The sequence below is a fragment of the Rothia aeria genome (assembly GCF_016726365.1).
Lineage (GTDB): Bacteria > Actinomycetota > Actinomycetes > Actinomycetales > Micrococcaceae > Rothia > Rothia aeria.
Window position 1 is genome coordinate 1,878,014 of record NZ_CP068102.1, and the last position, 22,665, is coordinate 1,900,678.

A 22,665-nucleotide genomic window follows, 5' to 3' on the forward strand; every position below is an offset into this window, starting at 1 on the left:
GTGAATCATCACATGAATATCCGTCCTGCTTCTGCTGTAGTGTCGCTGAGTATTGTCGCTATGCTGGGTTTGAGTGCATGCGGGAGCTCAAATAGCTCAGCATCGAATAGCTCTTCATCATCAGCTGCTTCCAGTTCTAGTGCATCATCTTCAGCCTCCGCATCGTCTTCGTCTGCGGCATCGGCCTCTTCATCTTCCGCTAGTGCAAGTAGCAGTGCATCGTCTTCGGCAAGCTCAACTGCGTCGTCTTCAGTATCTGCAAGTACTGCTCCGGCAGGTGGCGCAGACAGCAGCGGTAACCGCACGGCTACGGCTAGTGATCCTGTGGGCGAAGCAATCGTTAATGATGATGGCTCGTGGAGTAAGAACTACAAGACCGCCCAGCTCATTGTGAAGAAGGACGGGTCTTGGGAAGAGAAGAATGATCTTCGAGAGTTAACCGTTAACGCTGATGGTTCCTACACCTACGCGGCGACTAACGGTTACAGGACGTATGAAGTGAAGGCAGACGGCTCCTGGACTCTTAAATACCAGGACGGAACTGTCTACAGCGTATCTGCAGACGGAAAAATGACGAAGGAGGGCGGCGACGGCAAATCATTAGCTTCTCCTTTTGAACAAGCCACAAAACAGCAGGGTGTTGGGGCGCGCCAAGCATCGGAGCCTAAGGCTGTGAAGGCTGCGGCCCCGGTGGAGCCTGTAACGGCCAAGAACAAAGAGTAAGAATTTTTCTGTAGGTTGCTATGACGAAAAGATAGCGTATATGGGGGTAACTGCGTTGAGCAGTTACCCCCAGTTTTGTAGGTGGCACCCACATGCTGCTTTATGTGTGGTGTAGTTCATGGTGTGTGGATTTGCGTGTTGTGTGGGGGGTGTGTATAGTTGTATGAGTCGCCGCGGCGAGGGGCCCTGAAGGGGTGCTGTTGATGTTGTGGTTGGCTCTGAATGATGACTGTCTGGGGGGCTTCTGCGTGCCTGTTGTGGGTGTGTGGTGGTGTCCTGGGGTGGTGTGTTGTTTGAGAACTCAATAGTGTGCTTTTTTGGTTTCGAGCAAATTGTTTTTGTTTGGAAATGTGATACCAATTATTTTATTTATTTTTTGATTGATGACCGTTTGTGGTTTCAATTGTGTCAGCGTGGATCGTGCACCCCCGTGTACGGTTTGTGTTGGTGTTTGAGATCGGGTTGTCAGGCTTTTTGTTTTGTAACGGAGAGTTTGATCCTGGCTCAGGACGAACGCTGGCGGCGTGCTTAACACATGCAAGTCGAACGATGAAGCGGTGCTTGCACCGTGGATTAGTGGCGAACGGGTGAGTAATACGTGAGTGACCTACCTTTGACTCTGGGATAAGCCTGGGAAACTGGGTCTAATACCGGATACGACCAATCTCTGCATGGGGTGTTGGTGGAAAGCGTTATGGAGTGGTTTTAGATGGGCTCACGGCCTATCAGCTTGTTGGTGAGGTAATGGCTTACCAAGGCGACGACGGGTAGCCGGCCTGAGAGGGTGACCGGCCACACTGGGACTGAGACACGGCCCAGACTCCTACGGGAGGCAGCAGTGGGGAATATTGCACAATGGGCGCAAGCCTGATGCAGCGACGCCGCGTGAGGGATGACGGCCTTCGGGTTGTAAACCTCTGTTAGCATCGAAGAAGCGAAAGTGACGGTAGGTGCAGAGAAAGCGCCGGCTAACTACGTGCCAGCAGCCGCGGTAATACGTAGGGCGCGAGCGTTGTCCGGAATTATTGGGCGTAAAGAGCTTGTAGGCGGTTGGTCGCGTCTGCTGTGAAAGGCCGGGGCTTAACTCCGGTTTTGCAGTGGGTACGGGCTAACTAGAGTGCAGTAGGGGAGACTGGAATTCCTGGTGTAGCGGTGGAATGCACAGATATCAGGAGGAACACCGATGGCGAAGGCAGGTCTCTGGGCTGTAACTGACGCTGAGAAGCGAAAGCATGGGGAGCGAACAGGATTAGATACCCTGGTAGTCCATGCCGTAAACGTTGGGCACTAGGTGTGGGGGACATTCCACGTTTTCCGCGCCGTAGCTAACGCATTAAGTGCCCCGCCTGGGGAGTACGGCCGCAAGGCTAAAACTCAAAGGAATTGACGGGGGCCCGCACAAGCGGCGGAGCATGCGGATTAATTCGATGCAACGCGAAGAACCTTACCAAGGCTTGACATGCATTAGATCGCGTCAGAGATGGCGTTTCCCTTCGGGGCTGGTGTACAGGTGGTGCATGGTTGTCGTCAGCTCGTGTCGTGAGATGTTGGGTTAAGTCCCGCAACGAGCGCAACCCTCGTTCTATGTTGCCAGCGGTTCGGCCGGGGACTCATAGGAGACTGCCGGGGTCAACTCGGAGGAAGGTGGGGATGACGTCAAATCATCATGCCCCTTATGTCTTGGGCTTCACGCATGCTACAATGGCCGGTACAGAGGGTTGCGATACTGTGAGGTGGAGCTAATCCCTTAAAGCCGGTCTCAGTTCGGATTGGGGTCTGCAACTCGACCCCATGAAGTCGGAGTCGCTAGTAATCGCAGATCAGCAACGCTGCGGTGAATACGTTCCCGGGCCTTGTACACACCGCCCGTCAAGTCACGAAAGTTGGTAACACCCGAAGCCGGTGGCCTAACCCTTGTGGGGGGAGCCGTCGAAGGTGGGATTGGCGATTGGGACTAAGTCGTAACAAGGTAGCCGTACCGGAAGGTGCGGCTGGATCACCTCCTTTCTAAGGAGCTCAACTATATTGGTTGGCCATGCCATCTGCGAGTGTCGGATGGGTGGTTTGCTCATGGGTGGAATGTCATGTTTCCTGGTTTGTGGTGGGGCCATTGAGGTGCGCTGTTGGGTTTTCGGGCTGCACGCTGTGTGGTCTGTGTGACTGGCTGGTGCTGGTGCTGGGGGTTTTCTCTGGTGCTGGTGGTGGTGTGGTTTGTTGTTTGAGAACTGTATAGTGGACGCGAGCATCTTCTGGAAGCTGTGCTGTGCACCCGCCTGTTTTGTGTGTGGGTGTGTGGTGAGTTTTCTGTGATTTTTTCTTTGATTGTTTGTAAGTTGTTAAGGGCACACGGTGGATGCCTTGGCACTAGAAGCCGATGAAGGACGTGTGAATCTGCGATAAGCCTCGGGGAGCCGATAACTGGGCGTTGATCCGAGGATGTCCGAATGGGGAAACCTTGCTCATTGTTATGGTGAGTGACCGCTGGTTGAATGTATAGGCCAGTTGGGGGGAACGCGGGGAAGTGAAACATCTCAGTACCCGCAGGAAGAGAAAATAATAATGATTCTGTTAGTAGTGGCGAGCGAAAGCGGAAGAGACTAAACCTGTGGTGTGTGATACCGGTCGGGGGTTGCATCATGGGGGTTGTGGGAGGCGTCGTGGCAGTTCTGACCGGCTGTTGGCGTGATGTTCAGGATGGTAGGTGAATGGTCTGGGAAGGCCGACCGGAGTGGGTGAGAGTCCCGTAGCTGAAATTGTTCTGACCGCGTGGCGTTTGTCCCGAGTAGCACGGGGCTCGTGGAATCTCGTGTGAATCTGCCAGGACCACCTGGTAAGTCTAAATACTTTCTAGTGACCGATAGTGGATCAGTACCGTGAGGGAATGGTGAAAAGTACCCCGGGAGGGGAGTGAAAGAGTACCTGAAACCGTGTGCTTACAAGCCGTTATAGCCCCCGTTGTGTGGGGTGGTGGCGTGCCTTTTGAAGAATGAGCCTGCGAGTTAGTGTTTTGTCGCGAGGTTAACCCGTGTGGGGTAGTCGTAGCGAAAGCGAGTCTGAATAGGGCGTTGTAGTGGCAGGATCTAGACCCGAAGCGGAGTGATCTATCCATGGCCAGGTTGAAGCACGTGTAAGAGCGTGTGGAGGACCGAACCCACCTAGGTTGAAAACTGGGGGGATGAGCTGTGGATAGGGGTGAAAGGCCAATCAAACTCTGTGATAGCTGGTTCTCCCCGAAATGCATTTAGGTGCAGCGTTGCATGTTTCTTGCCGGAGGTAGAGCGACTGGATGGCTGATGGGCCCGCGAGGGTTACTGACGTTAGCTAAACTCCGAATGCCGGTAAGTGAGAGTGTAGCAGTGAGACAGTGGGGGATAAGCTTCATTGTCGAGAGGGAAACAGCCCAGACCATCAACTAAGGCCCCTAAGCGTGTGCTAAGTGGGAAAGGATGTGGAGTTGCTGAGACAACCAGGAGGTTGGCTTAGAAGCAGCCATCCTTGAAAGAGTGCGTAATAGCTCACTGGTCAAGTGATTCTGCGCCGATAATGTAGCGGGGCTCAAGTACACCGCCGAAGTTATGGCAATCAGTCCTTGTGGCTGGTTGGGTAGGGGAGCGTCCTGCATGAGGTGAAGCTGCCACGGGAGTGTGTGGTGGATTGTGTGGGAGTGAGAATGCAGGCATGAGTAGCGAATCACGGGTGAGAAACCCGTGCGCCGGATGATCAAGGGTTCCAGGGTCAAGTTAATCTGCCCTGGGTTAGTCGGGGCCTAAGGCGAGGCCGACAGGCGTAGTCGATGGATAACGGGTTGATATTCCCGTACCAGTGAAGAACCGTCCATACTGATATTGTGATGCTAACCATGCCGAACACAGTGTGCTGCTCTTTTGGGTGGTGTGTTGTGGGGTGTGTGGGACCCAGGCTTTGGAGGTAAGCGTGTTAACAGGTGTGACGCAGGAAGGTAGCCAAGCCACGCGGTGGTTGTCGTGGTCTAAGCGTGTAGGATGGTTGGTTGTTAAATGCGCCAGCTGTGTGTCTGAGACGTGATGGGACCCCGTTGTTGGGGGATTTGGTGATCCTATGCTGTCGAGAAAAGCATCGGCGTGAGGTTTGAGCTGCCCGTACCCGAAACCGACACAGGTGATCAGGTAGAGAATACTAAGGCGATCGAGAGAATCATGGTTAAGGAACTCGGCAAAATGCCCCCGTAACTTCGGGAGAAGGGGGGCCCTGAGCGTGATCTGCCCGTGCGGTGGGGAGCGTGTAGGGGTCGCAGAGACCAGGGGGAAGCGACTGTTTATCAAAAACACAGGTCCGTGCGAAGTCGTAAGACGAGGTATACGGACTGACTCCTGCCCGGTGCTGGAAGGTTAAGAGGAGTGGTTAGCCCTTTTGGGGGCGAAGCTGCGAATTTAAGCCCCAGTAAACGGCGGTGGTAACTATAACCATCCTAAGGTAGCGAAATTCCTTGTCGGGTAAGTTCCGACCTGCACGAATGGAGTAACGACTTCCCTACTGTCTCAACCATGAACTCGGTGAAATTGCAGTACGAGTAAAGATGCTCGTTTCGCGCAGCAGGACGGAAAGACCCCGTGACCTTTACTATAGTTTGGTATTGGTGTTTGGGTTGGCTTGTGTAGGATAGGTGGGAGACTGTGAAGCCGCTACGCTAGTGGTGGTGGAGTCGTTGTTGAAATACCACTCTGGTCAATCTGAGCGTCTAACTTCGGGCCATGATCTGGTTCAGGGACAGTGCCTGATGGGTAGTTTAACTGGGGCGGTTGCCTCCTAAAGTGTAACGGAGGCGCCCAAAGGTTCCCTCAGCCTGGTTGGCAATCAGGTGTTGAGTGTAAGTGCACAAGGGAGCTTGACTGTGAGAGTGGCGGCTCGAGCAGGTGCGAAAGCAGGGACTAGTGATCCGGCAGTGGCGTGTGGAAGCGCTGTCGCTCAACGGATAAAAGGTACCTCGGGGATAACAGGCTGATCTTGCCCAAGAGTCCATATCGACGGCATGGTTTGGCACCTCGATGTCGGCTCGTCGCATCCTGGGGCTGGAGTCGGTCCCAAGGGTTGGGCTGTTCGCCCATTAAAGCGGTACGCGAGCTGGGTTCAGAACGTCGTGAGACAGTTCGGTCCCTATCCGCTGCGTGCGTTGGAGAATTGAGAAAGGCTGTCCTTAGTACGAGAGGACCGGGACGGACGAACCTCTGGTATGTCAGTTGTACCGCCAGGTGCATGGCTGATTGGCTACGTTCGGGAGGGATAACCGCTGAAAGCATCTAAGCGGGAAGCTTGTTTCGTGATGAGTTCTCCTGGCACCTTTTGGGTGTGTGAGGTTCCCTGTAGATGACGGGGTTGATAGGCCGGGTATGGAAGCGCTGTAAGGTGTGGAGTTGACTGGTACTAATAGACCGAAGGCTTACAATATAGTCATTTTTGTGTGTTTGTGTTCACTGTACAGTTTTGAGGCAACAAACCATTCTTTACGGGGGGTAATCCCCGTGAAGGTGTTGTTGTGTGGTTTTGCGGTGGTGATAGCCGGGGGGAAACGCTCAGTCTCCTTTTCGAACCTGGTTGCTAAGCCCTGTGGTGTTGATGGTACTGCATCTTGGTGGGTGTGGGAGAGTAGATGGCTGCCGCAATTTTTTTGTGAGTGGGGGTCCCCTGGTGGGGGCCCCTCTTTTTTGTGCCCCCACAGGGGGGTGTGGGTGTTTTGGGGTCTACACAAAAAGCCAGGGCTATAAGGCGCCTGGTATCTTCACCCCCGTATGAGAAACATGACATCACTATCTGCATAAAGGCATATATTTGCGTCGTAAAATAAGCTGAGAGCGTGAGAAAACTCCGAAACTCCGCAGAAATCGACTGATGGCTGGAATATGCATCCTCTAGTTCGGTAGTCTAGACGGGGTAATGATAAGGCGCAGCGTCGTGCGTCCTACAAGAAAAGGAACAGGTATGTCGAACGATGCCCGTGAAAAGGCCCGTCAAATCGCGGCCAAACAGGCACGCAATAACCCAACAAAATCAAACCGTCGCCTGCTGCAGCTGGGTGTGCTAGCGGTTGTCCTAGTGGCCGTGATTATTGTCGGTTTTGTCTTCATTAATGGGCAGAAGCAGGATATTCCCAAGGCAGGACCCGTGCCAGCTAGTGCTAACGAATACGGCGGTATCGTTATTACCAAAGACGGAATCGTCAAGAACGCATCAAAGCAGGATCAGCGAGACGCTGATAAACTCGGTACCTCCGATACATCCATTACTCCCTCTGCCAGCGGAAGCGCCACCCCAGAAACCCTGCCGCTAGGCATAGAGAAAGCAGAAGAAGCCAAGAAGAACGGTAAGCCCGTACACGTGGTGATCTTCCAGGACTTTAACTGCCACCACTGCCGTGATTTTGAACAGGCAAACTACGAGACCATTAAGAAGCTCGTTGAGGACGGTTCCATTACCGTGGAATACCGCAATATGATCATTCTGGACCGTGGATCACCCACCCAGTACTCCGCGCGTACCGCAAATGCTGCCTATGCTGTGGCAAACCAGGTGAGCGCCGATAAGTACCTGGAGTTCCAGAAAGAACTCTTTGACCGGCAGGGCGGTGGGGACCTGAATAACCAGCAGATCGCCGACATCGCCGCAAAATACGGGGCGAATATTTCGAGCGACCTGAACGATAACAAGTGGCGTCCCCTCGTGAATGTGGTCAATGAAGAATCTCTCAATAACGGTGTGCACGGCACTCCGGCGATCTACGCTGATGGGGAACAGTTCCCCGGGCCTAAATCCGAAGACTTCCCTAAGTGGGTTCAAGGAAAGATTGATGCCAAAAAGCAGCAGTAACAGGCTGGTCTGTGGTCGCCCGTGTGGTGCGTAAAATAACCTCAGGGTAGCCATACCACGAGGTGGGTCGCATACCTGATACGATAAATGTGTCAGGTATGCGACCCACCCCACACATAAACTGGAGTGATGTAGCCGATACTGAGCGCCTAAAAGGGCAGGAAATCGCCCATCGTAGGGTAAACTAGAGGTCGTATGCCTCCTTAGCTCAGTTGGCCAGAGCATCGGTCTTGTAAACCGAGGGTCACCGGTTCGAATCCGGTAGGGGGCTCACCCAAAATCCTGATTCGTCCCCTCCGCCTGTGCGGATGCGCTGAATCAGGATTTTCTTTCATACAGGGCACACCGATACAAACTACAAACCAACCGCAAACATTCACATCAACCATAGAATGGCAACCATGTCAGACCAACCGTCAGCACGCACCGCACCGGCTCGCCCGCAGGAGCCTAAGCCCCTCGAAAACTTTATTGAGACACGCGGCTTTCGCCCCGAAATTCAGGGGCTGCGAGCCTTCGCAGTGCTACTGGTTGTCTTCTACCACGTATGGTTCGGCAGGGTCTCCGGGGGAGTGGACGTGTTCCTCTTCATCTCGGCCTTCCTGCTCTCGTTGTCTTATCTCCGTAAAATCAATGAGGGTCGTCCTCTGAACCTCATTAACTATTGGCTGCACGTATTCCAGCGGCTGCTGCCCGTCGCTACTATCACCATTGCGGGTACGACCATTGCTGCGTTTTTCATTCTCGCGCCCAGCCGTTGGCCTGAGATTATGGCGGACGCCAAATCTTCGCTGTTCTACTACGAGAACTGGCACCTAGCGAATAGTTCAGTGGACTACTACGCCCAAAATGCGGCCGCGAAGACCCCCTTCCAGCACTTCTGGTCGCTCTCCATCCAGGGACAAATATTCCTTCTATGGCCTCTGCTGTTCGCTTTTGTTGCTTATCTGGTGCGCCGTCACAACTGGAACCTGCTCACCACAGCTGTGCTTGTTTTCAACACCGTGTTCGTGGCTTCCCTAACCTTCTCCATCATTGAGACTAACGCAAACCAGGGGTACGCGTACTTTGACACTCGCACCCGCCTCTGGGAGTTTGCCATCGGAACCCTGTTGGCCATGCTCACCCTCAAATGGAAGGCCCCAGAGAAAGCACGCGTCATTATGGGCTGGGTGGGCATCATCGGGCTTGCTATCTGTGGCGCCGTGCTACCGGTGCAGCGGTCTTTCCCAGGCTTTCTCGCCCTGTGGCCGGTGCTCTCGGGGGCACTTGTCATTATGGCTGGCCGCACCAATAGCAAATGGGGCATAGACCGGCTGCTGGTCTCCCAACCGTTGCAGAACCTGGGTAACATATCCTACGCTCTGTACTTAGTGCACTGGCCTATCCTCATTCTCTACAGCGCCGCTGTTGGTAAAACCGGGGTAGACTTCCTGGAAGGGACCCTGATTATTGTGGTCTCCGTGGCGTTGGCATGGCTGCTGACCCGTTTCATCGAAAAACCGCTACGGTACCGTAAAGACCCGTTCGTGCCCTGGCTCATGATGAAACTACGGTTTAAAAAAGTGTTCGTGGTGAGCACCTGGGCAGATCAGGCTGCTTTCCTTGTCGCCATCTTCCTGCTCGCAGGGATCCCGCTTGCTGGCGCGCAGGCGTGGGTGAGCGCATCCAACACCAAAGCCGTAGCCAAAGCAGAACAGAGTACTGGCGATGAACACTCAGAGTACCCAGGCGCGCGCGCCATTGGTACCAACCGGGTGACATCAAACGACAACCCCATCCCTTCTACCGACCCCAAAAGCCAGTATGAGCGCCTGGACGGGGCTTGCGATGGGGTGTTTAAACCCAGGGACGAGTCGCTTTCCAAATACTGCAATATCCAAACATACGGTGCGGATGATGCCCCGCTGACCGTTATTGTGGGCAACTCGCATATCGAACAGTCCATTGCCTCCTTCAAACCGATCGCGGAGCAGACCCACACCAACCTGCAAGCCTACCTGCTGGGAGGGTGCCTGTACCCGACCCGAGACGTGAACGCATCCGACGAATGCAGCGAATTCAACCATAAGGTGACCGAGGAACTCCTCAAACGCAAACCCCAGACGGTGGTGTTAACCGCAACTGTGGCAGATGCGAAAACCAATGAGGAACGGGTCGACCCGGCGCTGGATGAAACCGTCAAAAAACTTACCGATGCCGGGATTCAGGTGATTGGTTTGCGGGATAACCCGCGTTATGACTTCAACGTGTACGAGTGCGCCCAAAAAGCCGGTTCGGATATGAGCTCCTGTGCTCGTCCCGTGAATGAGAAGCTTGCTGATACCAACCCCTCCCGCGAGGTGCTAGACCGGTACGAAGGCGCGGTGACCATCGACCTGGCTGACCTGTACTGCCCTGAAGGAACCTGCCAGCCGATCATCGGGAATGTTTACGTGTACATGGACGATAACCACGTGACAAAAAGCTACGCTCGCACCATGGCGCACGCCATTTATGAGCGTGCATCCCGCAGCGGCTGGTTGGTGACCGGCAGACTCAAATTTTAGGGAAGAGAACTCAAATAAGTCCGCCGACTGGTTTGACAATAAACTCAAGGCGCTCGGCAAAACCTCAGCAATATCACCCGCTACGGCGTTATATCTGCCGTGTCGCCAATGACCCGCACGACATGTTCGTTGTGGGGAGGAACCGCGATGGGTAAACGCCTTCGCTGGGTGAGCGGGCAGGAGGCAGGAACCCCGAAGGAGCAGGTGTCGTTTATGGGATACTGGCGTGTAGGCAAAACTGTGAGCTAGGGGAGGGGAACGGTGCTTCACCTTGATGAGAATGCTCGCCTGAACGGTGAGCCGGTACGCTATGTGGCCTTGGGCGATTCGTTTACTGAGGGGGTCGGCGATATTGATGAGTCCCGCCCGAATCAGGTGCGTGGCTGGGCCGATAGGGTGGCTGATGCGATAGGTGCCCGGGATGCGCAGGCGCAGTACGCGAACTTGGCGATCCGCGGGTATTTAATGGATCAGATCATGGATGAGCAGCTGGCACCGGCTCTTGAGCTGAAGCCGAACCTGGTGAGTATTTACGGCGGGGGTAATGACATCATACGCCCCAAGGTGGATATTGATGCGTTGGTGCAGCGCATGGATGATGCGTTTGCTCTTTTGCGTGCCGAGGGCATTGAGGTGTTCACCATGACTGGTCTGGACTTTTTGGGGGAAGGCCCGTTTGCCCGCACCCGTCCGCGCACGGCCTTGTATAATGAGCTGATCCGTGAGGTGGCTGAGAACAGGGGAGTGCACATTGTCGATTATTGGCGGATGCGTGATTTTGTGGATTGGCGGCTGTGGGCTCCCGATAAGCTGCATATGAACGAGTATGGGCACCAGAAGTTTGCGGCTCGGGTGCTGTCTTTATTGGGTCTTGAAGGCGCTGTGCCGGAGCCGCAGCTGCCGCCAGTGGTTGAGTTGAGCCGCCGTGAAGAGCTGGAGCAGAGCGCGCGCTGGGTGTGGGAGCACGCCCTGCCGTGGGTGGGGCGTAGGATCCGGGGAACCAGCTCTGGGGATGGGCTGCAGCCTAAGTATGCGGCGTTTCGTCCAGCGTTGTTTGAGCCTTCTGCCCGTGCACTTGGCAGCGGTGTGGGTGTGCCCGCCGGCAAACATGTGGTGAGCGCAGCGTAGTTTCCGGGTCAAAGGGAACACCGCTGGTGTGGAAGGCTGCGGCCTGTGCTTTTGCGGTTTAATGTCTTAATCGGTGCTTTAAGCTATTAATCTCACACAGCGAATTTCAGCTGTGTTATTTACTCAGGTTTTGGGGCGCGCTAACACCCACTAAAACTATCCGCTACCGGGGTGAATAGGGGCTCTGACTTGCGCCAATACGGGACAGTGATAGAATATTCTGGTGGCTCTCTGGCCTGATGCTGGGTGGTTTCCGGGGTACCCCACGGGGTGCGCACCCTAAGGTTTTAGCGAGAAATCCGCAAAATTTATGGGGATTACCGGCGTCTAGGCTTGCGAGAGTGCCTTGAGTTACCTAGAATTTAAGGCTGTTCGTAGTGGTGAAAACGCCTCTCGACACTAATTTTAAGCTTCACCGTTTTTCCCGCGGCGGGGGCTGTTGCTCGGACTCTCACCCGGGTGGCGGTCTTGGACACTCTAGCCCGGCGAATAACCCGGTGCTTCTACATTGGTGACGGGACGCTTACGAGTAACATCGACTGCGTACCCGTCATAAAAATCAACCATAAGGAGTGAAACATGGCAGCAGTCTGCCAGGTGACCGGAGCTGTTCCCGGCTTTGGACACAGCATTTCGCACTCGCATCGCCGCAATAAGCGTCGATTCGATCCGAACGTTCAGAAGAAGACCTACTGGGTTCCTTCGCTTCGCCGTAAGGTAACCCTGAACGTGTCCGCCAAGGGCATTAAGGTGATCGATGTTCGTGGCATCGACGCCGTGGTCGCAGACATCATCGCACGCGGGGAGAAGATCTAGCATTATGGCATCTAAGAAGGCTAAGGATCTGCGTCCTATTATCAAGCTCAAGTCCACTGCTGGCACCGGGTTCACCTACGTGACCCGTAAGAACCGCCGCAACAACCCCGACCGTATGGTGCTGAAGAAGTACGATCCCGTCGTACGTAAGCACGTTGATTTCCGAGAGGAGCGCTAAATAATGGCCAAGAAGTCAAAGATTGCTCGTAATGAGCAGCGCAAGGTCATTGTGGCTCGTTACAACGAGAAGCGTCTTGCCCTGAAGAAGACGCTGATCGACGAGAACGCTACTCCCGAAGAGCGTGAGGCAGCACGCGTGGCGCTGCAGAAGCTGCCGCGTAACGCTTCCCCCGTTCGCGTTCGCAACCGTGACCAGATTGACGGCCGCCCGCGCGGTACCTTCCAGAAGTTTGGTATCTCCCGTGTGCGTTTCCGCGAGATGGCTCATCGTGGCGAACTGCCCGGCATTACTAAGTCGAGCTGGTAATTTCTGGTATTTTGTACCTAGGCAAAGTTATTTCTCACCGGAAAAAGCTTTGACTTAGTCGCAAATCTAAAGTCTCAGGAAGGGGCACCCTAATGGCTAAGAACCGTACCGAACTCGTTGCAGAGGTAGCAGAGAAGTCTGGCAAGAGCCAGGCAACCGTTAATGCAGTCCTCGACGCAGTGTTCCAGGTCTTCGAGACTTCCGTCTCCAAGGGCGAGAAGATCACCATCCCCGGGTGGCTGGCAATTGAGCGCACCGACCGTGCTGCTCGTACCGGCCGTAACCCGCAGACCGGCGAAACCATCCAGATTCCCGCTGGTCACGGCGTGAAGCTGACCGCAGGCTCCAAGCTGAAGGCAGCAGTCGCCACCAAGAAGAAGGCCGCCAAGACCACCAAGAAGAAGTAATTCTTGAGACTCTAAACTGTGAAGAGCCGCCTCCCCGCCGTACCGGTGGGGAGGCGGCTCCGTTTGTGTGCGGCCTCCGCATACGAAGCAGGGAGCCAGCCTATACCGCAGATAAAAGGATGTGAAAGCCACAGGTGCTGGGTAGCTTTGTGCGGGGCTGCGGGATAGACATGTGGCGAATATTGTAGGCGGTTTCGGGTGGGTCACCCGCCGAAAACAGGGTTTATAACGTGTGACACGCCGGGCGTTCATGGTTTTCTCAGGGAAAACACAGGTTTTCTTAGCTGGGGCATAGTGGACGTTGCTATGATATGGGTAATGATGGGGCGGTGCATGGTAGCTATCCGGCCAGCAGCCCCCGCGCCACGCCGGTAGAAGCCTCCACCCCGTACGCTGGGGCACGCAGTTCAGGGTTCGTCTGGGCTACGAGATACGGCGTTTATTCCGTCTTTCGGGAACCCCCAGCGATTCACACGCAGGACAAGAGAAGGACTTTCCCTATGACACCCCGACAGAAAACATACTATGCGGTGGTACCCCTAGCTCTTGCGGGTGTTTTGGTGTTGGGCGCCTGCGGAAAATCCCATGAGACCCGCCAGGCCTCGGACGCGGTGGCCTCAGCACAGGCCGAGATGGCGAAACGGGCATCAGAATCAGCTTCTGCTTCCCCGTCCGCTTCAGCATCCGCCAGCTCCCACGGTAGTGGGCCTCACCGCTCTGAGGCGCCCGCCGCCGCACCGGTGCATGAGAGCACAGCAGCGCATACTGCTCATGAGACGGCAAACGGGGGAAACGGGGGGAATACTGAGGCCGCCGCAGCACCAAGTGCACGTGCTGGCGGTACCGCTGCACCTGCACCTGCGGCCCAGAACGGATCCAGCCCCTCCGCCGCTGCCCCGCACGGTGGTGAACAGCAGCCACAGGGCGGAGCGACACAGGGTCAAGGCTCCCAGAACGGTGGCGGTTCTTCTGTCAATATCTCGGGGGGTAACACTCAAGCAGTTGCCGCTGGCGGCGGGTGGAGCACTACCGAATCTGACGGCGATGTTGTCTCGGTAAACCCGGACGGCTCGTGGGTGAAAACCGAGCCTGATGGCGACGTGGTGACCGTGAATTCTGATGGCTCATGGACGAAACGTGAGAATGACGGGGACACCGTCACCGTCAACTCTGACGGCTCGTTTGTGATGATTGAGGACGGGGCTCCCTCACATGACCGGCCGGACGTTCCTGAGCTCCCCGCGAAGCCGAACCAGAACGCGACCGCACCGAAAACACCGGTGCAGCCTCGCTAATAATGGCACACTGCAGTATGCCGGGGCGCTGACTCACAAGGCATGAGGTACCTATTTTCCGGTACAATCATTGTGCCGCTTAGCTGGGGCGGCATACCAACCACGTGAGGAAAGAGCCCCTGATGAAAAGTTCCGCACGAAAACTGTATGTGCTGCTTTCTTGTACCGTAGCGGGTGTCTGCTTATTGAGCGCCTGCGGCGGCACCTCGAATGAGACCCGGCAGGCTTCAGACGCGGTGGCTTCGGCGCAGGCTGAAATTTCTAAAGCGAAAGCGTCTTCGGAATCTGCCTCCAGTGCATCGCCTAGCACCAGTGCTACATTGGGCATGTCCCCCAGCTCATCTGACCACACCCCATCTGGCCACGCCCAGCCTGTAGAGCCTGAAAAGACAGCATCAGCAGCGCAGACACCAAGCAGCTCCCCGGCTGCTGCCAGTGCGGCCGCAGCTGGCGCGACCCCCAGCGTCAAAGCATCAACGGCATCTCCGCAACACAACGAAACGGGCACCATCGATCTGGGGTTCGGCACGATTCAGGAAGTCACCACCATTGAGAACGATGGTGCCTGGGAAGCGCACAGTGCCCAGGGCACCACGGTGCAAGTTGATGACGATGGTTCATGGTCTGTGAACGGCACGAAGGGCATCCTCGCGGTGGACAGCGACGGTTCGTGGACGTGGACGAGCCACCCATCCGGAGGTATGGTGACCGTTGAGCGCAATGGTTCGTGGACCTGGACGGGCGGGCCGTACGGTATTGCTGAGGTGAAGGTTGACGGCTCGTATAGCGCGACCAGTGGAGGTAAGCCGCAGGTTCCGGCAAAACCCGCTGCTATTGGTAAACCGTCGAACGAAAAGGCAGCGGCCCCTGCTGTTCCAGCGACCCCGAAACAGCTGAAGTAAAAATAGTGCATATGTAAAATTCAGCATATTCCCAGGTGCATGCATCACTTTACAGGTGAAATGAATGCTTGGATAACTTTATGGTTAAAGAAGCTCATTGAAACATCTACCTGAGGGATGCGACTATGAATACCACCTCCACGAACACCCGTAAAATCGCTACCTGCGCCACCATTGTGCTTGCCGGAACGCTCGTACTGAGCGCCTGCAGCGGCGGTGAAACTATTAAAGGCACGGAAGTAAGCTCCTCCAGCTCCGGGACAGCTCAGGCAACTGAACGCATACGGGATTTAGGTTTTAACACCAAAGACGCCACAGTTGAAGATAGCGGTGCTTGGCAGACACATAACGGTCAGGGGATGACTCTTAAGGTGCACTCATCGGGGGCCTGGGAGGTGCGCAATTCACAGAACACGAAGGTGCTGGACGTGAAATCAGACGGCTCCTGGTCGTGGGCTGATGGCCCGGATGGCTCCATCACTGTGAATAAAGACCGCTCCTGGGAGCTATCCGGTGAGAACGGCAATATATCCGTCGCTGCTGACGGGTCGTACGATAGTACCGGGAAGAAAGACGATTTTAAGGGCCCTGCCAAGCCTGGTACTCCCGCAAAACCCGATAACTCGAAGGCCAAAGACCCGGCACAGCCCATCTCCCCGGTGGTTCTAGGGCGGGCTAAAGCAGTGGTGAAATAGCCGCACCTGTGCCCTACGCACCCTGAGAGCGGGTGCGGTGAGCCTCACCAGAGATTGACGTCGCCAACGAACGGTACAACATCATATTTGTGAACGGTATGCGCCCTCTGCTGGTGGTGCTGCGGGTATTTTAGCCTCGGCATCCTGCAGGGGGTGCCTTGTGCGTCAAGAACGCTTACGTTGACACACAATCATAAAATATAAAGTTAAAGTTGAGGGTTCTATCGGGTGCACCCTAGGGGTTTCACAGCTGAGAGCCGGTTTTTTAGAGCGGCCATACAGCAGCGGTGAATAGGGTAGAACTAACGCCGTAACCCGTACAGCGGGTACCTCCGAGAGAGGCGGCGATCCGCAACCGACCGAAGGGAAACAACAGTTCTGATGCGTACCTCACTGTACAAAGGTTCCGTACCCGTTGCAGCCACCCTAGCTGGCACGCTGATTCTCAGTGCATGCGGTGGTGGAGCAACAAGCTCCTCCTCAGAAGCCACCTCCTCAGCCGCAACAAGCACCCCGGCTCAAAGCTCAGCCTCAGCAGCAGCCCCGAACACCTCAGCCTCGGGCGGTGCGGGCGGCTCATCAGACTCAGATAGGACCACCATTGCTTGGACAAAAGATGAGCCTGACGGTAATAAGTACGTCGTGTTCCAGGACGGAAGCTGGACCATCACTGGCCCCAAAGGTGAAAGCACAAATGTGCTAGCGGATGGTTCGTGGTCTTATACCACCGCCTCGGAAAAAGGACAACTGATAAAGGAAGCGGCGAGGGTGGATGCCGACGGCACTTTCCGCGTGCTTAAAGAGGGCGCAGTATCCAACGAGCCCCCGAAACTTCCAAAAGCTCCCGAAAAACCCGATAACTCGGCAGTTACCCCTGTCACTCCCGTACAACCCACAAAATCCATAACAGACAACAGCTAGCCCGCTTGTGCGGGAATCTCCCACAACATACGGGAACAGCGTCGTTCCCACCTGACCCCCCATCCCCGGGTGCCGCATTAACGCCGATGCGGCACCCGGTTCTCACCAACAGGACGCATCGCCCCCGGCGGATGCAGACAGTAATAGCGGGGTAACGATGCTGGTGCGGCACAGCAAACACCTTTCATATCAGATTAAGTCAGAATATTAAGATTTAACTATCACAGCTAAAGCACAGGTTTTCTGGGAGAAAACATAGAAAATCTTGATAAGCTGGGGATATCACCACAGGATGACAACATACAATCACATTAGGTTCAGCAGATTCTTCGCATTTGGCGACAGTTCCCCACGAACCCGAACCGGCACCGAGAATCAATTTCCCTCCCCATACGGGACGCACACACCTGATCCTATAATGTGCTGTGGTTGTGCATCCACCCGGTGGTAGCCAACCGACCACCCTTGAAGGGACAAGACAATGAACGCATCTGTCAAGAAAACTTCCGCATTCCTGACCATTGCGGTCGCCGGTGCGCTCGCGCTGAGCGCTTGCGGTGGTTCTAATAACGCATCATCTTCCAATAGTTCTTCGAGCTCCAGCTCATCAAGCGCTTCATCAGCAGCCAGCTCTTCTGCGGCTGCGACTCAGGACGGTACCGCATCCAGTGCGGCAACTGGTAGCGCATCTGCTAGTGCTTCTGGTGGTGCCTCCGGTGCCGCAAGTAGTGGCGCGGCTGGTGCAGCTTCGGGTGCAGCATCCAGTGGGGCAAACGGCAACGTGACCATGGGTGAAGGCGGCGCTTGGACCCTCACAGAGGCTGACGGCGACACGATCACAGTCGCAGCAGATGGCTCATGGACCAAGACCGAACGTGACGGTGACACCGTATCGGTGCAGCCTGACGGCTCGTGGACTAAAACCGAACACGACGGCGACAGTGTGACGGTAAAACCTGACGGCTCGTACAATCAGGTTGAGCACGACGGTAAAGCAGATAAGCCAGACACCCCGGACGTGCCCGCAAAACCGAATGCTGAGGCCGCCAACCCTGTCAGCCCCGTCCAGCCCACTAAGAAACTAGGTTAGGGACTCCGGCTCGTTCAACGGTTCAAAAACACGGACCTTACTGAGACTGGGTGCTGTACCCGCTGCGGGTACGGCACCCAGTTGCCGTACATATGGAGGCTCCCCACACATTATGGGGTGCTTTTCACAGTTAAAACATAGCTTTTCATAGCAGGGGCATAGAAAACGACAGTAAAATTAAAAGGTCTCAACTGATGCGGAAAACCCCGCCTACACAGGCCAAATGGAGGCACACAGGCGACTGATGGTGCCCCGAATCGTTGGGGCATAGCATAACCGCATACTAACAATCACATAAGAAAGAACTTCCGATGAATATCACCTCCAAAAAAGCTCCTGTTTTTGTGTCTCTTGCTGTGGCTGGCATGCTCGCGCTGAGTGGGTGTGTTTCAGTGAACTCTTCAGGATCGTCGTCTGATTCTTCGTCCTCTTCATCGGCTTCATCGTCGGCTAGTTCTTCGGCTTCGGCTGCTTCGTCTGCGTCAGCTTCTGCTGGTGCTAATGTGTCGGTTGGTCCTGACGGGAATGTGAAGATTTCCGGTAGTGACGGCAAGGGTAATTCGGCGGATGTGAATGTTGGTAAGGGTGGGGATGTGAGCGTGTCTGCCTCGGCGTCCTCAGGGGAAACCGCATCAGATGAAGCCTCAGAGGACTCCACCGCATCAGCTGACGATAAAGCCGACTCCGCAGCTTCTTCTGAATCGGCAGAAGGCAAACTGACGATGAACGACAGCGGCGCATGGGTGCTAGTGAAGCCCGACGGCACCCAGATTACGGTTAACGCGGGTGGGGCGTGGGCGCTGCAGAAGTCCGACGGCACTCACATTACGGTTAACGCCAGTGGCGCGTGGTCCATGACCGATGCTGACGGTAACACCACAACTGTTAACGAGAATGGGGCATTCCACTCTGATAATGGAACTCCCACCGTCCCGCAGGTGCCTGCTAAACCGAACGATAAAGCGGCCACCCCGACAACTCCTGTTCAGCCCAAACAATAGGCTTAAGGATCTCACCCACGCTAATAAGGTACTGAAACCTGAAGGCGTGGGTGAGCTTCTTAACGCATCTTTTAGCGGTTGCGTATGTGGCCGTTGAGGTGTTTTTACCCCCAACTCTGATGAGCCGATTAGCTGTCAAATAAGAAAAGAGAAAATACTGTGAATATTTCCGTCCAAAAAGCTCCTGTTTTTGTGTCTCTTGCTGTGGCTGGCATTCTCGCGCTGAGTGGGTGTGTCTCAGTGAACTCTTCAGGATCGTCGTCTGATTCTTCTTCCTCTTCACCGGCTTCTTCGTCTGCGTCAGCTTCTGCTGGTGCGAATGTGTCGGTTGGTCCTGACGGGAATGTAAAGATTTCCGGTAGTGACGGCAACGGTAATTCGGCGGATGTGAATGTTGGTAAGGGCGGGGATGTGAGCGTGTCTGCCTCAGCGTCCTCGGGGGAGACGGTTAAGGCTGATTCTTCGTCCAGCTCCGCAAGCGCCAATGGCAAAGCTGGAGAGTCTTCTGCCTCTAGTAGCGCCAAGAGTGGCTCTTCCAAGGCTAAGCTGGATATCTCTTATGACGGGTCATGGACACAGGTGAAGGAAGATGGCACTAAAATCGCCGTAGATTATGACGGCAGCTGGACAATGGATAAGCCAGACGGTACCCATATTGTGGTTAAACATGACGGGTCATGGACCATGAAAGACCCCAGCGGCAAAGTCACCGCTGTTGAGTATGACGGCACCCCTTCACCAAAGGACGGTACAGTAGTTGCTCCCCAGGTACCTGCTAAGCCGAACACTGACGTCAAAGACCCACGAACCCCCATCTCTCCAAGTAAGTAACCTGCTGCTAACTGCACATGAATAGAAAGCCCCATCGGTTACCGCGTGGAGGTGGCACCGACCACTCTGAATAATAATCGGAGAATGACTGAGGTAAGTGTAATGTTTCATCCTCAGGATGCCTGACTGGTGACTGGGAAGAGGTATGGCAATGTTGAGATTTCGTAAAAATACAGCGACGTAAGCAGTCTGTATTTTCTCGTCGTGAGAGTGTCAGGATAGTGCTTCTAGAAAGTGTAATGTGTCCCACGTTGTCAGCGGTTCTTTTCAGGTAGACTAAATACCAGTGCTTTAACGGCCTGCTAGGGGTGAAACCTGTTCCGCACCAGTGAAAGTAGCCGCTAGTGACGCACCCTACCTTTATGCTGGCTCAACATATGTTGGGATAAGCGTCTGGGGTGGGGACACACACCGATATACACTACCGAAAGGTCTCTCGATGAAATACAAAAAAGCACCGGCCCTACTTTCCCTCGCCTTCGCTGGTGTGCTCGCACTGAGCGCATGCGGTGGAGGGTCTGCCTCCAACAACTCGAGCAGCAGCAGCGCAAGCTCCTCCGCATCTTCAAGCGCGAGTTCCAGTGCTTCCGCATCGTCCTCCGCGTCAAGCAGCGCAAGCTCGAGCAGCAGCGCAAGTTCCTCCGGGGCAGCTGATTCCAGTGCGTCTGCAGACAGTGACAGCACCGAATCAACCGCTGATAGCTCCAGTGGTTCAGACTCCAGCAGCGGTGCAGCTGACTCTTCAGCTTCAGCAAAGAGTGGTTCAGGTTCGGGTTCTGAAGCTAAGGGTCTGGAAGACGTAAAAGTGAGCCCTGATGGTTCTTGGGTTGGAAAGTTCTCCGAGGAGGGTATCGAACTGTCTGTTGCTGCGGATGGGTCCTGGGTTATGAAAAAAGAGGGCCAAGGAACTATTACCGTTGCTGCTGATGGTTCGTGGGTTCGTAAAGGTGATGACGGCGCCACGTTTACCACGAAGACCGATGGAACTTGGGTATACACTGATGCCGCGGGTAATACTGGAACCTCAGAGGACGGTAAGGCTAAGGTTACGATACCTAAAAGCCCAGACATGAGCGCTATCAAGCCGTCAAAAGACGCTACTACTCCAAAGACCCCTGTGCAGCCCAAGAAAGTTAACAGCTAATTCTTAGGGGAGCATCCTTCACCTAGCGCCCGTGCACAGGGCGATCTAGAGTCCCGGACCGGTACAGTTTCAGCACCAGCCCGGGGCTACCTTTATCCACCACATGCTATAAGGGGTGTGCGACTGATATGCGGAAAGGTTTGCCAATGACGGCTGCTCAAAACGTACCGGTTCTCCTCGTTACGGTTCTCACCGGTGTGCTGGCCCTCGCTCTAACCGGGTGCACCACCAGCGGTGCGGGCGCACCCACCGGTACTGCCTCATCTGTGGCAGCTGACACCGAGCCCGCCGAAAACCCCGGCGGTGTGCACACCCTGACCTTCAATACCGACACCGCAGTCGTGCAAACAGACGGTTCTTGGTTTGTTACCAACCCTGACGGAACTCAGCTGCACGTTAACCCCGACGGGTCATGGGCCGCAACCGGTAGTGATATAGGTACTATTACCGTAAACGCCGACGGCTCATGGCGGTGGACCGGATCCCCCGAAGGTGGAGTTATTGACGTTAACCGTGACAGATCCTGGACCTGGATCGGCGGTATTAATAAAGGCAGTATGCGTGTTAAAACCGACGGAACCTACGACAACCCCGGAGGCGGCGGCACCCCCGTGCTCCCCGCAAAACCAGGTACACCCACGCCCGCCAGCGCACCCGGGGCGGCAACACCCAAAACCCCTATTAACCCAGCCATACCTGTAGAAAAATAGCGGCACCGCACCTTCTGTAAGACAACAGGCTGCTATCGTTACCTCTTTTCCCGGTGAACCTCAGAATTCGCAATGTGCAATGCGGCGGAAACTAAATGTACTCATGCGCCCCGGGATGAGCGCCATGCATGAGGAAAACAGCCGCGCATTCTCAAAAATAAGCTGTAATTTTCCGGCGTTTACTGAGGTCACCCTGCTAAGCTAATAGCACCACACCGATATATGAGCCCCGTTGCATGAAAAGGACAAGATGAATACCGTCTTCAAAAATTCAAAAATATCTGTACTGACCGCTCTTAGCATCGCGGGGCTGCTCACTCTTAGCGCCTGCGGCACCACCAACACCATCTCCGAAGACAGTGCATCCGCAACCCCCGGTGAAACCAGCAGCGCAAGCACCACACCGAAGCCCACCGCCAGCGGCAGCAAAGGAGCCGCAGCAGGCAAAACCACTGGCAGTGCAGGCGCAGAAACAAACCCGGGCACGGCAGGGGCATCCACCCAGGCGAACCCCCACGAAAAACCTAAGACCAGCACCAGCCCCAGTACCGCCGAAACCAGTGCAGGCGGCGGCACCCAGACGGCTGGCAGCGGGCAGAAACCTGCAACCTCCGCAAGCAGCCCAGCCTGGAAGAACACCGAAAACGGCGGGGCAACCGTCACTGTGGGTACCGCAGGGTCTTGGACCCGCACCAACCCCAACGGTGACACCACCACGGTCAAGGCAGACGGCTCATGGGAAACCCGTTACGCCAACGGTGACACCGCAGAAGTGAGCGTAGACGGGGAATACACCGTTGTTAAAAACGGGTCTCCCACCACTGAAAAACCCGCAACACCGCAGGTTCCTGCTGTGCCCAGCGGGCAGAACGTCACCCCCAAAGCGCCAGCAGAACCCACACAGACCTCCAAATAGTTCCCTCCATTGAGCGGATAACAGCTGCTACCCGAACGTTGGCCTCAAAAACAAGCGGGGGAGCGGCGTGTGACCTGTGGCAGCGATCCTAATAGCAGACAGAGGCACACTACCTGCGGCAGGGGCGCCACGGTATCCCCGCTGCGGCAGTATCCCACTACAGCTGAGGTGGGAGCCGCCTCGCCAAGCCCCACTGCTTCGGTGCTCTCG

General features: G+C 55.3%; 19 protein-coding genes, 1 tRNA gene and 3 rRNA genes. 22 read left to right on the forward strand and 1 reads right to left on the reverse strand.

The genetic code is table 11. From position 1 onward, the window contains the following. Positions 1 to 8: 8 nt before the first annotated feature. A complete protein-coding gene (locus tag I6I94_RS08140) occupies positions 9 to 305 on the reverse strand; it encodes a hypothetical protein (protein ID WP_006887596.1) in 297 nt (98 codons plus the stop codon). A gap of 19 nt (positions 306 to 324) precedes the next feature. Between I6I94_RS08140 and I6I94_RS08145 the strand changes: the two genes are divergently transcribed. From I6I94_RS08145 to I6I94_RS08250, 22 genes are all read left to right on the forward strand, one after another. Further along, positions 325 to 723: a hypothetical protein gene (locus tag I6I94_RS08145; RefSeq protein WP_006887647.1), complete on the forward strand. Its 399-nt coding sequence runs from the start codon at positions 325 to 327 to the stop codon at positions 721 to 723. Between the two features lie 481 nt (positions 724 to 1,204). Then, positions 1,205 to 2,730 (forward strand): 16S ribosomal RNA (locus I6I94_RS08150). A gap of 319 nt (positions 2,731 to 3,049) precedes the next feature. After that, positions 3,050 to 6,147: ribosomal RNA gene (locus I6I94_RS08155) — 23S ribosomal RNA — on the forward strand. Positions 6,148 to 6,244: 97 nt separating this feature from the next. After that, positions 6,245 to 6,362, forward strand: a 5S ribosomal RNA gene (gene rrf, locus I6I94_RS08160). Together the 16S, 23S and 5S rRNA genes form the textbook arrangement of a ribosomal RNA operon. 316 nt (positions 6,363 to 6,678) lie before the next feature. Continuing rightward, entirely contained in the window at positions 6,679 to 7,563 is an 885-nt protein-coding gene (locus tag I6I94_RS08165) for a DsbA family protein (protein WP_023134308.1), read from the forward strand. Between the two features lie 197 nt (positions 7,564 to 7,760). Further along, positions 7,761 to 7,834, forward strand: a tRNA-Thr gene (locus I6I94_RS08170). A gap of 121 nt (positions 7,835 to 7,955) precedes the next feature. After that, positions 7,956 to 10,112 carry an acyltransferase family protein gene (locus tag I6I94_RS08175; RefSeq protein ID WP_201620596.1) on the forward strand — a complete coding sequence of 719 codons (2,157 nt, stop codon included), beginning with the start codon at positions 7,956 to 7,958 and terminating at the stop codon, positions 10,110 to 10,112. A gap of 261 nt (positions 10,113 to 10,373) precedes the next feature. After that, positions 10,374 to 11,240 (forward strand): SGNH/GDSL hydrolase family protein, encoded by an 867-nt coding sequence (locus I6I94_RS08180; RefSeq protein ID WP_023134305.1) that lies wholly within the window; start codon positions 10,374 to 10,376, stop codon positions 11,238 to 11,240. A 579-nt stretch (positions 11,241 to 11,819) separates the two neighbouring features. Continuing rightward, the gene (rpmB, locus tag I6I94_RS08185; protein WP_006889129.1) at positions 11,820 to 12,056 is read left to right on the forward strand and encodes a 50S ribosomal protein L28; all 237 of its coding nucleotides are present in this window, start codon (positions 11,820 to 11,822) and stop codon (positions 12,054 to 12,056) included. 4 nt (positions 12,057 to 12,060) lie between these two features. Further along, positions 12,061 to 12,234: a 50S ribosomal protein L33 gene (rpmG, locus tag I6I94_RS08190; protein WP_006889131.1), complete on the forward strand. Its 174-nt coding sequence runs from the start codon at positions 12,061 to 12,063 to the stop codon at positions 12,232 to 12,234. 3 nt (positions 12,235 to 12,237) lie between these two features. Further along, positions 12,238 to 12,543 carry a 30S ribosomal protein S14 gene (rpsN, locus tag I6I94_RS08195; RefSeq protein WP_006889130.1) on the forward strand — a complete coding sequence of 102 codons (306 nt, stop codon included), beginning with the start codon at positions 12,238 to 12,240 and terminating at the stop codon, positions 12,541 to 12,543. A 92-nt stretch (positions 12,544 to 12,635) separates the two neighbouring features. Further along, entirely contained in the window at positions 12,636 to 12,950 is a 315-nt protein-coding gene (locus I6I94_RS08200) for an HU family DNA-binding protein (protein ID WP_006889128.1), read from the forward strand. Positions 12,951 to 13,450: 500 nt separating this feature from the next. Beyond that, positions 13,451 to 14,245, forward strand: coding sequence for a hypothetical protein (locus I6I94_RS08205; protein ID WP_201620597.1), 795 nt, complete (start codon positions 13,451 to 13,453; stop codon positions 14,243 to 14,245). A gap of 122 nt (positions 14,246 to 14,367) precedes the next feature. Next, on the forward strand, positions 14,368 to 15,147 hold the full coding sequence (locus tag I6I94_RS08210; RefSeq protein WP_128088151.1) for a hypothetical protein: 780 nt from the start codon (positions 14,368 to 14,370) through the stop codon (positions 15,145 to 15,147). A gap of 125 nt (positions 15,148 to 15,272) precedes the next feature. Beyond that, on the forward strand, positions 15,273 to 15,842 hold the full coding sequence (locus tag I6I94_RS08215; protein ID WP_128088150.1) for a hypothetical protein: 570 nt from the start codon (positions 15,273 to 15,275) through the stop codon (positions 15,840 to 15,842). A gap of 381 nt (positions 15,843 to 16,223) precedes the next feature. Further along, on the forward strand, positions 16,224 to 16,763 hold the full coding sequence (locus I6I94_RS08220) for a hypothetical protein (protein WP_128088149.1): 540 nt from the start codon (positions 16,224 to 16,226) through the stop codon (positions 16,761 to 16,763). A 481-nt stretch (positions 16,764 to 17,244) separates the two neighbouring features. Beyond that, positions 17,245 to 17,853: a hypothetical protein gene (locus I6I94_RS08225; protein ID WP_006889123.1), complete on the forward strand. Its 609-nt coding sequence runs from the start codon at positions 17,245 to 17,247 to the stop codon at positions 17,851 to 17,853. Positions 17,854 to 18,164: 311 nt separating this feature from the next. Then, complete coding sequence (locus I6I94_RS08230; protein WP_128088148.1) at positions 18,165 to 18,854, forward strand: hypothetical protein; 690 nt, start codon at positions 18,165 to 18,167, stop codon at positions 18,852 to 18,854. Positions 18,855 to 19,013: 159 nt separating this feature from the next. Then, on the forward strand, positions 19,014 to 19,685 hold the full coding sequence (locus I6I94_RS08235) for a hypothetical protein (protein ID WP_201620598.1): 672 nt from the start codon (positions 19,014 to 19,016) through the stop codon (positions 19,683 to 19,685). A 439-nt stretch (positions 19,686 to 20,124) separates the two neighbouring features. Further along, a complete protein-coding gene (locus I6I94_RS08240; RefSeq protein WP_128088145.1) occupies positions 20,125 to 20,829 on the forward strand; it encodes a hypothetical protein in 705 nt (234 codons plus the stop codon). A gap of 146 nt (positions 20,830 to 20,975) precedes the next feature. Further along, positions 20,976 to 21,539: a hypothetical protein gene (locus I6I94_RS08245; RefSeq protein ID WP_128088144.1), complete on the forward strand. Its 564-nt coding sequence runs from the start codon at positions 20,976 to 20,978 to the stop codon at positions 21,537 to 21,539. A 250-nt stretch (positions 21,540 to 21,789) separates the two neighbouring features. Beyond that, a complete protein-coding gene (locus I6I94_RS08250) occupies positions 21,790 to 22,455 on the forward strand; it encodes a hypothetical protein (protein ID WP_128088143.1) in 666 nt (221 codons plus the stop codon). Positions 22,456 to 22,665: the final 210 nt, after the last annotated feature.